Here is a 14,200-nt window from a genome sequence, read left to right as displayed (position 1 = left end):
TAGACACATGACATCTCACACCCTCAACGAACTCATCGCTGAAGGTGTCCGCGGGCGGTACATTCTCGTCAGAAGTGACCTGAATGTGCCGCTCGACGGCTCTACAGTGACCGATGACGGCCGCATCAAGGCCTCCCTTCCGGTCCTCAAGAAGCTCTCGGACGCCGGTGCCCGTGTGCTCGTGACAGCCCACCTCGGCCGCCCCAAGGGCGCGCCTGAAGACAAGTACTCCTTGAAGCCCGCCGTGGACCGCCTTGCGGAACTCGCGGACTTCACGGTCCAGCGTGCCACTGATACCGTCGGCGACTCCGCCAAGGAACACGCCGCTGCGCTGCAGGACGGGGAAATCCTGGTCCTGGAGAACGTCCGCTTCGACGCCCGCGAAACCAGCAAGGACGACGCCGAGCGCGGCGCCTTTGCCGATGAGCTGGTTGCCCTCACGGGAAGCAATGGAGCGTTCGTGGACGACGCCTTTGGCGCAGTGCACCGCAAGCACGCCAGTGTCTACGACGTCGCCACGCGGCTGCCGTCCTACCTCGGGGACCTTGTCCATACCGAGGTGGAAGTCCTGCGGAAACTCACCACGGACACCCAGCGGCCCTACGTGGTCGTCCTGGGCGGCTCCAAGGTCTCCGACAAGCTGGCTGTGATCGACAACCTGCTTGGCAAGGCGGACACCATTCTTGTAGGCGGCGGCATGCTCTTTACCTTCCTTGCAGCCGCAGGGCACAAGGTAGCGGGCAGCCTCCTCGAGGAAGACCAGATCCCCGTCGTTCAGGATTACCTCAAGCGGGCAGCGGATGCCGGCACGTCCTTCGTGATTCCCACAGACGTCGTTGTCGCCAGCCGCTTTGCTGCCGATGCCGAGCACGAAGTGGTCAAGGCGGATGCCATCGAGGACAGCGCTTTCGGCGCTTCCGGCATCGGCCTGGACATCGGCCCTGAGTCGGCGTCCGCTTTCGCCGCCCAGATCGAAGGTGCCAAGACCGTCTTCTGGAACGGCCCCATGGGCGTGTTCGAATTTGAAGCGTTCGCCAACGGCACCCGGGCCATCGCACAGGCATTGACCGATACTGTGGCCTTCACCGTGGTAGGTGGCGGCGACTCCGCCGCAGCCGTGCGCACCCTCGGGTTCGAGGACTCGCAATTCGGCCACATCTCGACCGGCGGCGGCGCCAGCCTGGAATACCTTGAAGGCAAGGAACTTCCCGGCCTGAGCGTCCTGGACCGCTAGAACAACCAACCGGCCGGCAGGGCGCCACTGCGTCCTGCCGGCCGTTCCACATCCCAACGCATTCTTTGGAGTACATGTGACTACCTCCGCCAACGGCAACTTTGTCCGGAAGCCTTTCATCGCCGGAAACTGGAAGATGAACATGGACCACGTGCAAGGCATCACCTTGCTGCAGAAGCTCGCCTGGACCCTGTCCGACGCGAAGCACGACTACAGCCGGGTGGAGGTCGCAGTGTTCCCGCCGTTCACCGACCTGCGCGGTGTCCAGACGCTTGTCCAGGGTGATGAGCTCGACGTCGTTTATGGCGGCCAGGACCTGTCGCAGTTCGACTCCGGAGCCTACACGGGCGACATCTCCGGCCAGTTCCTGAACAAGCTGGGATGTTCCTACGTGTTGGTGGGACACAGCGAGCGTCGGACCATCCACAACGAATCCGACGAAGTCCTGAACGCCAAGGTCAAGGCGGCATTCCGCCACGACGTCACTCCCGTCCTCTGCGTGGGCGAGGGCCTCGAAATCCGCCAGGCAGGCACCCACGTGGAACACACGCTTGCCCAGCTGCGTGCCGGCGTTGATGGACTGACCGCCGAACAGGCCGCGGAACTCGTCGTGGCCTACGAGCCCGTCTGGGCCATTGGTACCGGTGAGGTAGCCGGCCCGGAAGATGCCCAGGAAATGTGCGCCGCCATCCGGGCGGAACTCGCCGTGCTGTTCGATGACGCTGTCGCAGCCAAGACACGCCTGCTTTATGGAGGATCCGTCAAGGCCAACAACGCCGCTGCCATCATGGCTGAAAGCGACGTCGACGGTCTCCTTGTGGGTGGCGCCAGCCTGGACCCTGCCGAATTTGCTAACATTGTCAGGTTCGAGAGCCACCTCGTCACGGACTAGTCCGGCTCCCGTTTTCCGCTTCTTCGAAAGGCCGTCGTGGACGTTCTTCAAGTCATCCTGCAGATCCTGCTGGCTATCACCAGCCTTCTGCTGACGCTGCTCATTCTCCTGCACAAGGGACGGGGCGGCGGTTTGTCCGACATGTTCGGTGGCGGAATGAGTTCGGGGTTGAGTTCCTCCGGCGTTGCCGAGCGCAACCTGAACCGCTTCACCATCATTCTTGGTGTGACGTGGGGCGTAGTCATCATCGGGCTCGGGCTCATCATGCGCTTTACGTCCGGCGGCGACTCCTAGCTGTCACCGGGTGGGGAGGTTCCTTGACGGAGCCTCCCCATTTTTGTGTGCGGATCCGCGCCCTCCACTAGTGCCGCCGTCGGCCCTGCCGGATTACACTGGCCCTGTTGGCTGTAAAGCCTGCAGGGCCGTCACCGAGTCGCTAGGGGTTCGAAAATGGTTCATGGCACGCCAGGTTATAGGGGCACCAGGGTAGGTGTGGCCCAAGGGTCCGAACCCAGAAATCACAGTGATCATGCCCAAGGCGAGCAACTGCCGCGTATTCGTGTTCCTTATTGGTGTGCAAAGGGACACGAGACGCGGCTTTTTTCTTAAGCTTCCTGACGAACAGATTCCCCGGACGTGGGACTGCCCCAAATGCGGTATGACCGCTTCGCGTGACCCCGGCGGCACGCCCGCAGGACCACCCGACGACGAGATCTTCAAGTCGCATCTGGACTACGTTAAAGAGCGACGCTCCAGCCAGGACGCCGAAGTTGTCCTGGCCGGAGCGTTGGAGCGGTTACGCGCCCGCGGGATCCTTTCGGACCAACTGTTGGGGGACACGTGAGGCCGCATTCTCATCAATGAGCCACAGGGTCCTGGAGCGACCCGCCGGGCCGGCTGCAGGAACCTGGACGGGATTGGCGCCGGCCAAAGCCAGGCCAACTGCACCGGCCTTGTCTTCACCGGCCACCACCATCCAGATCTCTTGGGCAGTGTTGATGGCCGGCAGCGTCAAGGAAATGCGCGACGGCGGGGGCTTGGGCGAGTTTTCGACACCAACCACGGTGCGGCTCTTCTCGCGGATGCCGGCCTGATCGGGGAAGAGTGAGGCGATGTGCGCATCCGGGCCCACACCAAGCAGAAGGACGTCGAACCGCGGCAGCTTTCCAGGTTGTTCGGGCCTGTCGTCCGACATGTCTGCGGCGTGTTCGGCCTCTGCTGCAGCCTTGAGCTCTTCCTCATACGCTGCTGCAGCTTCGGCCGCGGTGGTGAACTGATCCGTTGAGCCTGGCTCGTGGACCCGGGCCGGGTCCACTTGCAAGTGGGACAGCAATGCCTGGTGGGCCTGGCGCGTGTTCCTGTCATCGCTGTCAGCGGCGACGAACCGTTCGTCACCCCACCAGAAATTGACCCTCGACCAGTCGACGGCCGGGGCCGCGGCTGAGTCCGCCACGGCCTTCAGTGTGCCAATGCCCACCGTCCCGCCTGTGAGGACCACAGTGGCCTCGCCGTGCTTGTCCTGGACATCCACTAGTTTGGTGATGAGTCGGGCCGCGATCGCGGCCATCAACACCTTTGAGTCTGGGTGGATGCTTACTCTTGGCTCAGCGTGCACTGGTTTGGACTCTCCTCTGGCTGGTAAGTGGCAGTCCCATCGTAATCACTTCTCCGAAAACTTCATCCGGATCCAGCCGACGGAGTTCCTCCGCAAGGCAATCCTTGAGGCTTCGGCGGGGAAGGGTGATACGCTGCGCCGGCTGTCCGGGCTGGGTCAGCTCCGCCACGGACAAGCCCGGACGGAACAGCTGCACATCGCCGCTGGCGCGGGTCAGCCGTACCCGGCGGATGCCAGTACCTGCAGGGTCCGCCACGATGGTAACCGGCGCCTGCAGCGCCAGGCTCAGCCAGGCGGCCAGCAACAAGGTACTGGGGGAGTCGGAGGCGCCCTCCACTGCCACAGCGGATACTGGATCACCATCCACCTGGTCAAAGACTGCGGCCAGCTGCATGCGCCAGTTGGTCAGGCGGGTCCACGCAAGGTCGGTATCGCCGGCCTTGTACGTGGCCCGGATATTCTCCAGGGCCAGGCGAGGATCCGGCTCATTGGCGGAGTCGGTGATCCGGCGGTGGGCAATGCGGCCAATCGAAGTTTCGCAAGCACTCTCCGGGGCCCCGTGCGGCCACCAGGCCACGATCGGCGCGTCCGGGAGCAGGAGTGCAGCAACCAGGGATTCGCTTTCGTGGGCCATGTGTCCGTGGCCGCGAAGCACGATGACCTCTGAAGCTCCGGCGTCGCCGCCGACGCGGATTTGGGCGTCGAGGCGGTCCGGACCTTCAGCACCGGCATCGGCGAGGACAATGATGCGGCAGGGGTGTTCCCGGCTGGCCTCATTGGCTGCTTCGATGGCTTCTTCTTCCTGGCCGGACTTGGTGACCACTACCAGCGTCAGCACCCGACCCAAGGCAATCACGCCGCCTTGTTCGCGCAGCGACATGATCTTCTTGGAGATCTTGGAAGTGGTGGTGTCGGGAAGATCTACGATCATGGCCTTCTCCAGGTTCGTCCGTCACGGGCCAGCAGGGCATCGGCAGAAGCCGGTCCCCAGCTGCCCGGGGCATAAGGTTGCGGTTGCTCATCAAGTCCGGCCCAGTAGTCCTCGAACGGGTCCAGGATCTTCCAGGAGAGTTCCACTTCCTGGTGGCGCGGGAACAAGGGTGGCTCACCAAGGAGCACGTCCAGGATGAGTCGTTCGTAGGCCTCGGGACTGGACTCGGTGAATGAGTGCCCGTACCCGAAGTCCATGGTGACATCGCGGACTTCCATCTGCGTGCCCGGGACCTTGGAACCGAAACGGATCGTTGCGCCTTCATCTGGCTGGACGCGGATCACTACGGCGTTCTGGCCGAAGTCGTCTTCGCCGTGGTCCCTGAAGAGCAGGTTGGGAGCGCGCTTGAACACCACCGCGATCTCTGTGACGCGACGACCCAGGCGCTTGCCGGCACGCAGGTAGAACGGCACGCCGTTCCATCGGCGCGTGTTGATGTCCACCCGGATCGCAGCGTAGGTTTCAGTCTTGGAATCGGCCGGGATACCGTCCTCGTCCAGGTAGCCCAGGACTTCCTCGCCGCCCTGCCAACCGCCCGTGAACTGGCCGCGTGCGGAATGCGTGGAGAGGTCCTCAGGCAACTTGACCGCCGCGAGGACCTTTTCCTTCTCGGCCCGCAGATCGTCCGCGTTGAAGGAGATCGGCTCCTCCATCGCGGTCAGGGCCAGAAGTTGCAGCAGGTGGTTCTGGATGACGTCGCGGGCCGCACCCACGCCGTCGTAATATCCGGCCCGGCCACCGGTTCCGATGTCCTCGGCCATCGTGATCTGGACGTGGTCCACATAGTTGGCGTTCCAGAGGGGCTCGAACAACTGGTTCGCAAAACGAAGCGCCAGGATGTTCTGGACCGTCTCTTTACCCAGGTAGTGGTCAATCCTGAACACGGCGTCCGGCGGGAACACGGACTCCACGATGTCGTTGAGTTGGCGTGCCGACTCGAGGTCGTGCCCGAAGGGCTTCTCGATCACCACGCGTCGCCACTGTCCCGGTTGGGCCTGCGCCAAGCCATGCTTGGACAACTGCCGGCATACCTGCTCAAAGGCCTTCGGCGGGATGGACAGGTAGAAACCGTGGTTCCCCCGGGTACCTCGCGTCTGGTCGAGCTCGTCAAGGACGTCGCCGAGGCGCTCGAAGGCGTCGTCGTCGTCGAATTCGCCTTGGACGAACCGGATACCGGAAGCGAGCTGCTCCCAGACGCCTTCATCAAACTTCGTGCGCGCGTGCGCCTTGACGTTTTCCTTTACCTCGGCCGCAAAGTCGGCGTTGTCCCAATCGCGGCGTCCGAAGCCAACCAGGGCAAAGCTCGGCGGCAGTAGACCACGGTTGGCCAGGTCATAGACCGCCGGCATGAGTTTCTTACGGGCGAGGTCGCCGGTGACTCCGAAGAATACCAACGACGACGGCCCGGCAATGCGGTTCAGGCGGCGGTCCCGCGGATCCCTCAAGGGGTTCCGCAGGGCGCCGTTCTTCCTGCCGTTTTCAGTTTCTGGCATGTTTGTCTGTGTGCCTTAGCTTTCGAGTGTGCTGGCCTCGCCGGCCAACGCAGCGACGACTTCCTGAAGCTGAGCGACGCCGGCAGCGCGCTCGGTGAGGTGCAGGCGCAGCACGGGGCGGCCATGGCCTTCGAGGACCTGGGCGTCACCGGATGCCTGGGCAGCGATAAGCTGCCCGAAGGTGAACGGACGTTCAGGAATCTCAAGGTCAGTGAACGATGCGGCAGTGATCTGCAGGAACACGCCAATGGCCGGTCCACCCTTGTGGAACTGTCCGGTGGAGTGCAGGAACCGTGGGCCCCAGCCGAACGTCACGGGACGCCCACTGACAGCTGCAAGTTCGTCGCGGATCCCTTCGAGCGGGGCGTGCGAAATGCGGTCAAGGTATGCCTGGACGCTGAGGTAGCCGTCCGGACCGAGCTGGCCCAACAGAGCCTCCACCGCTTCGCTGACCGAGCCTGCGGTGCCGAGCCAGTCGCCGCCACGGACTTCGACTGCACCGTCGGTGAACGCTGCGGGGGTGGGTTCCGGACGGGCATCCAGCAAGCCGCGGGCCGCTACCTTGGCAGCCTCGACGTCGGGCTGGTCGAACGGGTTGATGCCCAGCAGGCGTCCTGCCACAGCGGTGGCAAATTCCCAGGCAAACATCTGCGTGGCAAGCCCACCGGCAATCGCCACTTCGTTTTCGCGAAGTTCGACGTCGGCATCGGCTGCCACGAGCCGGACCACCAGGACGTCGTCGGCCCCGCCAAGGGCTTCGGGGGAATCCGGGCCAGCGACAACAGGCAGGATACCGGTGCCAAGCTTGCCCGTGGACTCCGCGATGAGCTGCTCAGCCCAGTCGGCAAAGCCAACAATCCCGGAACCATCCTCCGCGATGACGACCTTGTTGCGGAGGGGAGTGGTACCGCCAAGGGCGATGCCCAAAGCAAGGCCGATGTTGTCTGTGGAATCTTCGTTCAGGATCTCGGCGGCTTCTTCCGCTTCATCCAGGAAGGCCTGGATGTCCACGCCGGCCAGGCCGCAGGGGACGAGCCCGAAAGCGGTCAGTGCCGAGAAACGGCCACCGACATTGGGATCCGCGTTGAAAACCGCACGGTAACCGGCCTCGCGGGAGGCCTTGTCCAACGGCGAACCAGGATCGGTGACGATGATGATGCGGCTCTTGGCATCGATGCCGGCGTCGTTGAACGCCTTCTCGAAGACGCGGCGCTGAGAGTCGGTCTCCACAGTGGAACCGGACTTGGAAGAGACCACGATGGCAGTCTCCGCCAACCGGTCCGCCAGTGCAGCGCTGACCTGTTCGGGGTCGGTGCTGTCCAGCACAGTCAGCTCGACGCCGGCGGTGCCGGCAATGACCTCAGGAGCCAGGGAAGACCCACCCATGCCGCAAAGGACAATGCGTGAGACGCCTTCGGCGCGGAGGGCATCACGAAGTTCCAGGATGTCCCCAACCAATGCTTGGGAGACCGTGGCGGCTTCTACCCAACCGAGGCGGATGGCCGACTCGGACTCCGCTTCAGGACCCCACAGTGTGTGGTCCTTGGCGAAAATCCGCGTGGCGATCCTGTCCTCGACCAGGCCGTCAATGTGCTTGGCGATGGCCTGCTGCGCAGCACCGCTGGCGTCGTAACTGAGTGTGCTCATGGTGGGTTAGGAAGCCTTCCGTGCGGTGGCCAGTGCGCCTTCGACGTCGGCGAGGAGTTCCTTCCAGGAGCCAACGAACTTCTCAAGGCCTTCGGTCTCAAGGAGCTTGACGACGTCGTTGTAGGAGACGCCGAGTGCCTCGAGGGCGTTGAGGGTCTCGTTCGCTTCGTCGTAAGTGCCGGAGATGGTGTCACCGGTCACGACGCCGTGGTCGAAGGTAGCGTCGAGTGTCTTCTCAGGCATGGTGTTGACAACGCCGGCCGCTACGAGCTCCGTGACGTAGAGAGTGTCCGGGTACGCCGGGTCCTTGACGCCGGTGGAGGCCCACAGCGGACGCTGGGGGAGGGCGCCTGCTTCAGCCAGCACTGCCCAGCGCTCCGTGGAGAAGAGCTCTTCGTATACCTGGTAAGCAAGACGTGCGTTTGCAACGCCGGCCTTGCCCTTGAGTGCCTTGGCTTCGTCGGTTCCAATGGCATCCAGGCGCTTGTCGATCTCGGTGTCCACGCGGGAGACGAAGAACGAAGCTACGGAGTGGATCTTGGAGAGGTCATGGCCGTTTTCCTTGGCCTGCTCCAGGCCGGACTGGAAGGCGTTGATGACTGCCCGGTAGCGCTCCAAGGAGAAGATCAGCGTGACGTTGACGCTGATGCCCTCGGCCAGGGTAGCCGTAATGGCTTCCAGGCCCTCCAAAGTAGCCGGGATCTTGATGTGGACGTTGTCCTTGTTGACCTTGGCGTAGAGGTTCTTGGCCTCGGCGATGGTGCCCTCGGTGTCCCAGGCGAGGCGGGGGTCCACCTCGATGGAAACGCGGCCGTCCACACCGTTGGTGGCTGCAGCAACCGGTGCGAAGAGGTCGCAGGCGTCGGCAACGTCCGTGGTGGTGATCTCGAAGATGGTCTCTTCGACGGTGGCGCCGGCTTCGGCCTTGGCTGCGATGGTGGCGTCGTAGTCCGTGCCGGCAGTGATGGCGGCGTGGAAGATGGACGGGTTGGTGGTGACACCAACGACGTTCTTCTCATCGATGAGCTTCTGCAGGGTGCCCGTTTCCAGACGCGTGCGGGAGAGGTCGTCGAGCCAGATCGAAACGCCGGCGTCGGAGAGTTGCTGCGTGGGAGTTGTAGACATGTGATTTCTCCTGTTGTGAGGTATCAGGCTGTTACGCGGAAGCGTCTGCGAGGGAGTCCTTGGCGGCAGCCGCAACGGCTTCGGCGGTGATGCCGAATTCGTTGAAGAGGCGCTTGTAGTCAGCCGAGGCGCCGAAGTGTTCCAGGGAGATGGAACGGCCGGCGTCGCCGACGAATTCACGCCATCCGAGTGCCAGGCCGGCTTCCACGGAGACGCGGGCCTTCACTGCTGCGGGCAGGACGGATTCGCGGTAAGCCTCGTCCTGCTTCTTGAACCATTCAACGCACGGCATGGAGACGACGCGGGCAGCGATGCCTTCGGCCTGCAGGGCTTCGCGGGCTGCAACTGCGAGCTGGACTTCCGAGCCGGTGCCGATCAGGATGACCTGCGCGTCAACGGTTTCGCCGTCCTTGGAGGCTTCGGCCAGGACGTATCCGCCCTTTGCCACACCTGCGGTGGATGCGAAGGTGTCGCCGGTTGCGTCGCCTTCACCGCGGGCGTAGGTGGGAATGTTCTGCCGGGTCAGCACGATGCCGGCGGGGTTCTCGTGGTTCTCCAGCATGGTCTTCCATGCTGCGGCGACCTCGTTGGCGTCGCCGGGACGGACGACGTCCAGGCCCGGAATGGCGCGCAAGGAAGCGAGCTGCTCCACGGGCTGGTGGGTGGGTCCGTCTTCACCAAGGCCGATGGAATCGTGCGTCCAGACGTACAGGGACGGGACACCCATCAGTGCGCCGAGGCGGATGGCCGGGCGCTGGTAGTCGCTGAAGATCAGGAACGTGCCGGAGAACGCACGGGTGCGGCCGTGCAGGGAGATTCCGTTGACGATCGACGCTGCTGCGTGCTCTCGGATACCGAAGTGCAGGACGCGGCCGTAGGGGTTGCCCTTCCAGGCGTCCGTGGAACGTGACGTCGGAATGAACGACGGCGAGTCCTCGATGGTGGTGTTGTTGGACTCGGCGAGGTCGGCCGAGCCGCCCCAGAGTTCGGGAAGGACCGGGCCAATGGCGTTCAGGACCTTGCCCGATGCTGCACGGGTGGAGACGTCCTTGCCTGCCTCGAAGACAGGAAGCGCGGCGTCAAGCTCGGCCGGCAGCTTCTTCGCTTCAACGCGCTCCAGCAGCGCAGCAGCCTCCGGGTTGGCGGACTGCCATGCCTCGAAGGACTCCTGCCACGCTGCGCGTGACTCGGCTCCGCGGTCCAGGACCTTGCGGGCATGGGCCAGAACTTCTTCGTCCACGTCGAAGGACTTGGAGGGGTCGAAGCCGAGCACCGTCTTCAGTGCGGCAACTTCCTCGGCACCCAGCGCGGAACCGTGGATCTTGCCGGTGTTCTGCTTCTTCGGGGCCGGGTATCCGATGATGGTGCGCAGCGAAATGATGGACGGCTTGTTGGTCTCAGCCTTGGCTGCGAGCAAGGCCGAGTACAGTTCCTGGACGTCTTCGACGTAGTCGCCGGTCTTGGTCCAGTCAACGCGCTGTGTGTGCCAGCCGTAAGCCTCGTACCGCTTCAGGACGTCCTCGGTGAACGCGATGTCGGTGTCGTCTTCGATGGAGATGTGGTTCTCGTCGTAGATCACCACGAGGTTGCCCAGTTCCTGGTGGCCGGCCAGGGAGGACGCCTCGGACGTGACGCCTTCCTGCAGGTCGCCGTCGGAAGCGATGACCCAGATGGTGTGGTCGAATGGCGATTCGCCGGCGGGAGCATCGGCGTCGAACAGGCCACGCTGGCGACGCTGCGAGTAAGCAAAACCAACTGCGGAAGCAAGGCCCTGGCCCAGCGGGCCGGTGGTGATTTCCACGCCTGCGGTGTGCTTGTACTCGGGGTGGCCCGGGGTCAGCGAACCCCAGGTGCGCAGCGCCTCAAGGTCCTTCAGCTCCAGGCCGTAGCCGGAGAGGAACAGCTGGATGTAAAGGGTCAGCGAGGTGTGGCCGGGGGACAGCACGAACCTGTCGCGGCCAAGCCAGTTCGGGTTCTTCGGATCGTGGCGCATCAGCTTCTGGAACAGCAAGTATGCTGCCGGAGCCAAGCTCATCGCTGTACCGGGGTGGCCGTTTCCGACCTTCTCCACGGCGTCAGCGGCCAACACGCGAACGGTGTCAACAGCCTTCTTGTCCAGATCGGTCCATGACAGTTCTTGCTCTTCCAAATGTGGCACGAAAACCGAGCCCCTCTCTGTGCTGACGGCAGGCTTACGGACACGGCACGCAGGAAGCACAGGATGGCGCCCGCTGCAATGTGTCTACCAGCCGTTCACCATTGAAACGTTGATCTCTCATCCAGACGCACGGATATCCGAGAATACGGTTTCCCGGATGATCAACGTGTGCTGTTCTGCTCAACAGCTTAGCCCCAAACGTGTCATGGAACTCAGGAAATCCCACTAACTGGACAGAAATTCCCTTATATGAATCACCGCGGGGCCCGGCACGAGTGAAGATTCCGAAACATTGACGTATTTTGCGGACATCGGGCCACTTCCGCCCACGGTATGATATTTGGAGGCCACCAGCGGTTCATGCGCCCGCGTTTGCTTTCGAAAACCGGGACGGCAGCCGTTGCGAGAACCCCAGAGCATAGAACAGAGTGACTGCCGCCGTGAGCACAACTGATACGCCCGTCAACGCTTCCCCGGCCCGGGGAAGCATCGGAACTTCCCGGAAATTAAAGGCGTATCTGGCACTGACCAAACCCCGCGTGATCGAACTGCTCTTGGTCAGCACCCTCCCCACCATGATTTTCGCCCAGCGCGGGTTCCCCTCGATCGGCCTCATCCTCGCCACTCTTGTCGGCGGTGCCTTCGCGGCCGGCAGTGCCGGAGTCTTCAACTGCTATATCGACCGCGACATCGACAAACTGATGCACCGCACCGAAAAGCGGCCCCTGGTGACCGGCGAAGTGACCCCGCGTGAAGCATTGATCTTTGCCTGGGTGCTTGGCGCCGCGTCCATCGCCATCCTCTGGTTCGGCGCCAACCCGCTCTCCGCGTGGCTTGGCCTGGGCGCGATCGTCTTCTACGTGGTCATCTACACCATGATCCTCAAGCGCCGCACCGCGCAGAATATCGTCTGGGGCGGCGCTGCAGGCTGCTTCCCGGTCCTCATCGCGTGGGCAGCTGTGACCAACACCGTGGAATGGCCCGCAATTGTCCTGTTCATGGTGATCTTCCTGTGGACGCCGCCCCACTACTGGCCGCTGTCCATGAGGTACGGCGAGGATTACCGCAACGCCAACGTGCCCATGCTCGGTGCCATCGCCGGGGCCAAGGTGGTTTCGGTGCAGGTGGTCCTTTACGCCTGGGCCATGGTCGCCTGCTCCCTGCTGATGATTCCCGTCGGCGGGGCCGGCTGGGTCTACACCGTCATCGCCGTCGCAGCCGGAGCATGGTTCCTCTATGAAAGCCATGCCCTCTACAAGCGCGCACAGGGCGGAGACGTCTCCAACAAGGGCGCCATGAAGGTCTTCCACGGCTCCATCAGCTACCTGACGCTGCTTTTCATCGCACTGGCTGTGGATCCGTTCATCGGCTCGCCGATCATCGGCGGCTGACCAGGGGTTCATAACCGCAGCAATATCCTCGACGACGTCGGCACTCACCTGGGTGCCGACGTCGTTGCGTTCCCCCCAACGCTCGCTCACATCCCCGGCGCTTCCCCGAGACGCTAGCTCACATCCCCGGCGCTTCCCCGAGACGCTAGCTCACATCCCCGGGCCTTCGCCGAGACGCTAGCTCACATCCCCGATAAAGGACGAGCGTCCCAGATACCTAGACGGGCATCAGGCACCACCTATTTTGACGACTTAGACCACCTAAATTCGGTGAAAACAGCACCTAGTTGAGGAGTTTTGCGTCTAGGTGGCGCTTCCGGCACCTAGCGTTCGTAGTGGAACAAAGCCGTTCCACAAGAGCATTGGGGAGATCATGAAAACATTCCTTCGCACGGCCGCCGTGCTGGCAGTAACCACAGGATCCGTGGTGGCAGGCATTTCGGCTGCCCAAGCAGCACCAGCCTGTTCCACGGCCCGCGTTTGCCTCTACGACGACTATTGGTTCACTGGAACCCTGCGCTCGTTCAACTGGGTCACTTCCTATGTCAGCGATTCCGCAAATGACAAAGCAAGTTCCATCGTGGTTGGCGCGCCCGCGGACCCTTCGTCGCCTTACGTCTACTTCTACAACGATCTCAACTACGGCGGCTACAAGCTCATCTACCGGGGAGGCAATTCGAACAACGACCTGAGGTCGGAAACCATGTACACCGGCCGCAACTGGGATGATGAGATCTCCAGCGTCTGGGGCTAGCCATGCGGCCCCAGAACCGGCGGCGTCCACGCAGCGCCTTGTTCCTGGCGTTGATGATCGGCGTCATCTCTGTCGCGTGCTCCGGGCCCAAGGCAACACCACCACCTCCACCCACTGAAACTCTTCCGGTAGTCGACAGAAGCGTCGCTGCTGGTGTCAGGGCTTCGTTGAACGAGCTCACGGGTGAGGTCGTACTGCCTATGGACAACTACTGGTACTCGGACAGGGAAAACGTGTTGGTGAACTCAGCCGTTGCCTACCTCATAGATGACTGCGTACGCGCGGCTGGCCGCACTATGGTTGCCTGGGGCGGAAACGGCAGGGCCCTTCAGGATTTTCGTTACGGACAATGGTCGCGGCCCCTTGCTGCACGAAACGGCAACGTCCCAGAGACAAGGGTTATCCCAGGCATTCGCGAGAAGGAGGCCATCGAAGTCACTCCGGCCGATCAGCAAATGTATGAGAAATGCACAAGCTCCGTTGGCCGTGCCGGGTTTCCGGAACTCCTTGCAGGGCTGGCCGGTGACACGTCCCTCCAGAACCGCATGGTGCAGACTGCTGCTGCGCTCACGGAACGCGATCCCGAGTATCTGGAGTACCGGAAAGCGTGGGAGTCCTGCATCACCACCAAGGGCCTGAAGCTTGCTGCGGAAGGGTCGTGGGCCGTGAAGACAACAGGTTCCAAGGAGGACGAGATCCGAACAGTCTTGCTTGACCTGGGATGCAAAGACGCCAGCGGAGGGGCCCGGGTACCGTATGACATCTTCGCCCAGTATGAGGCCGCGCAAATGAAAGACCATCAGGCTGAACTCAACGAACTCGCCAGCCAGAAGGCGGCAGCAGTCGATCGGGCCAAGCAAGTGCTCAGGGATCACGGCGTGGCCGATGCGAGGCTCTGAA

General features: G+C 62.9%; 13 protein-coding genes. 7 read left to right on the top strand and 6 right to left on the bottom strand.

The window, feature by feature from the left end; translation table 11 throughout:
* Positions 1 to 7 precede the first annotated feature (7 nt).
* The 4 genes from AB0N72_RS02640 to AB0N72_RS02625 all read left to right on the top strand — a co-directional run bounded on the left by AB0N72_RS02640 (position 8) and on the right by AB0N72_RS02625 (position 2,970).
* Entirely contained in the window at positions 8 to 1,234 is a 1,227-nt protein-coding gene (locus AB0N72_RS02640) for a phosphoglycerate kinase (protein WP_363931934.1), read from the top strand.
* Between the two features lie 76 nt (positions 1,235 to 1,310).
* Positions 1,311 to 2,126: a triose-phosphate isomerase gene (tpiA, locus tag AB0N72_RS02635; protein ID WP_363931935.1), complete on the top strand. Its 816-nt coding sequence runs from the start codon at positions 1,311 to 1,313 to the stop codon at positions 2,124 to 2,126.
* 36 nt (positions 2,127 to 2,162) lie between these two features.
* The gene (secG, locus tag AB0N72_RS02630; protein ID WP_018777559.1) at positions 2,163 to 2,420 is read left to right on the top strand and encodes a preprotein translocase subunit SecG; all 258 of its coding nucleotides are present in this window, start codon (positions 2,163 to 2,165) and stop codon (positions 2,418 to 2,420) included.
* 364 nt (positions 2,421 to 2,784) lie between these two features.
* On the top strand, positions 2,785 to 2,970 hold the full coding sequence (locus AB0N72_RS02625; protein WP_363931937.1) for an RNA polymerase-binding protein RbpA: 186 nt from the start codon (positions 2,785 to 2,787) through the stop codon (positions 2,968 to 2,970).
* On the opposite strand, the gene pgl is transcribed toward AB0N72_RS02625, so the two are convergent.
* Genes pgl through tkt form a run of 6 tightly spaced genes read right to left on the bottom strand, consistent with a single transcriptional unit; the run spans position 2,923 to position 11,155 of the window.
* Positions 2,923 to 3,741 carry a 6-phosphogluconolactonase gene (gene pgl, locus AB0N72_RS02620; RefSeq protein ID WP_363931938.1) on the bottom strand — a complete coding sequence of 273 codons (819 nt, stop codon included), beginning with the start codon at positions 3,739 to 3,741 and terminating at the stop codon, positions 2,923 to 2,925. The two genes, AB0N72_RS02625 and pgl, sit on opposite strands and share 48 nt — an antisense overlap.
* Positions 3,731 to 4,672: a glucose-6-phosphate dehydrogenase assembly protein OpcA gene (locus AB0N72_RS02615; RefSeq protein ID WP_281450066.1), complete on the bottom strand. Its 942-nt coding sequence runs from the start codon at positions 4,670 to 4,672 to the stop codon at positions 3,731 to 3,733. The genes pgl and AB0N72_RS02615 overlap by 11 nt, the downstream gene beginning before the upstream one ends.
* Entirely contained in the window at positions 4,669 to 6,225 is a 1,557-nt protein-coding gene (zwf, locus tag AB0N72_RS02610) for a glucose-6-phosphate dehydrogenase (protein ID WP_363931939.1), read from the bottom strand. The genes AB0N72_RS02615 and zwf overlap by 4 nt, the downstream gene beginning before the upstream one ends.
* A gap of 15 nt (positions 6,226 to 6,240) precedes the next feature.
* The gene (locus AB0N72_RS02605) at positions 6,241 to 7,872 is read right to left on the bottom strand and encodes a glucose-6-phosphate isomerase (protein WP_363931940.1); all 1,632 of its coding nucleotides are present in this window, start codon (positions 7,870 to 7,872) and stop codon (positions 6,241 to 6,243) included.
* A gap of 6 nt (positions 7,873 to 7,878) precedes the next feature.
* On the bottom strand, positions 7,879 to 8,997 hold the full coding sequence (gene tal, locus AB0N72_RS02600; protein WP_363931941.1) for a transaldolase: 1,119 nt from the start codon (positions 8,995 to 8,997) through the stop codon (positions 7,879 to 7,881).
* A 31-nt stretch (positions 8,998 to 9,028) separates the two neighbouring features.
* A complete protein-coding gene (tkt, locus tag AB0N72_RS02595) occupies positions 9,029 to 11,155 on the bottom strand; it encodes a transketolase (protein ID WP_363931942.1) in 2,127 nt (708 codons plus the stop codon).
* A 428-nt stretch (positions 11,156 to 11,583) separates the two neighbouring features.
* On the opposite strand from tkt, the gene AB0N72_RS02590 reads away from it, so the two are divergent.
* The 3 genes from AB0N72_RS02590 to AB0N72_RS02580 all read left to right on the top strand — a co-directional run bounded on the left by AB0N72_RS02590 (position 11,584) and on the right by AB0N72_RS02580 (position 14,199).
* The gene (locus AB0N72_RS02590) at positions 11,584 to 12,546 is read left to right on the top strand and encodes a heme o synthase (RefSeq protein WP_363931943.1); all 963 of its coding nucleotides are present in this window, start codon (positions 11,584 to 11,586) and stop codon (positions 12,544 to 12,546) included.
* Between the two features lie 373 nt (positions 12,547 to 12,919).
* Positions 12,920 to 13,300 carry a peptidase inhibitor family I36 protein gene (locus tag AB0N72_RS02585; RefSeq protein WP_363931944.1) on the top strand — a complete coding sequence of 127 codons (381 nt, stop codon included), beginning with the start codon at positions 12,920 to 12,922 and terminating at the stop codon, positions 13,298 to 13,300.
* 2 nt (positions 13,301 to 13,302) lie between these two features.
* Positions 13,303 to 14,199 carry a hypothetical protein gene (locus AB0N72_RS02580; RefSeq protein ID WP_363931946.1) on the top strand — a complete coding sequence of 299 codons (897 nt, stop codon included), beginning with the start codon at positions 13,303 to 13,305 and terminating at the stop codon, positions 14,197 to 14,199.
* Position 14,200 lies beyond the last annotated feature (1 nt).

It is taken from the genome of Paenarthrobacter sp. NPDC089307 (assembly GCF_040685055.1).
In the GTDB taxonomy this organism is placed as follows: Bacteria; Actinomycetota; Actinomycetes; order Actinomycetales; family Micrococcaceae; genus Arthrobacter.
The sequence above is the reverse complement of the archived record's forward strand: the minus strand, read 5'-3'. Positions and strand labels throughout refer to the sequence as shown.

Excerpts from the sequence above, each read along its gene's own strand:
- AB0N72_RS02640 (WP_363931934.1), top strand. The coding sequence starts at position 8 with ATGACATCTCACACCCTCAACGAACTCATCGCTGAAGGTGTCCGCGGG.
- AB0N72_RS02625 (WP_363931937.1), top strand. The coding sequence starts at position 2,785 with ATGACCGCTTCGCGTGACCCCGGCGGCACGCCCGCAGGACCACCCGAC.
- AB0N72_RS02615 (WP_281450066.1), bottom strand. The coding sequence starts at position 4,672 with ATGATCGTAGATCTTCCCGACACCACCACTTCCAAGATCTCCAAGAAG.
- zwf (WP_363931939.1), bottom strand. The coding sequence starts at position 6,225 with ATGCCAGAAACTGAAAACGGCAGGAAGAACGGCGCCCTGCGGAACCCC.
- AB0N72_RS02605 (WP_363931940.1), bottom strand. The coding sequence starts at position 7,872 with ATGAGCACACTCAGTTACGACGCCAGCGGTGCTGCGCAGCAGGCCATC.
- tal (WP_363931941.1), bottom strand. The coding sequence starts at position 8,997 with ATGTCTACAACTCCCACGCAGCAACTCTCCGACGCCGGCGTTTCGATC.
- AB0N72_RS02585 (WP_363931944.1), top strand. The coding sequence starts at position 12,920 with ATGAAAACATTCCTTCGCACGGCCGCCGTGCTGGCAGTAACCACAGGA.
- AB0N72_RS02580 (WP_363931946.1), top strand. The coding sequence starts at position 13,303 with ATGCGGCCCCAGAACCGGCGGCGTCCACGCAGCGCCTTGTTCCTGGCG.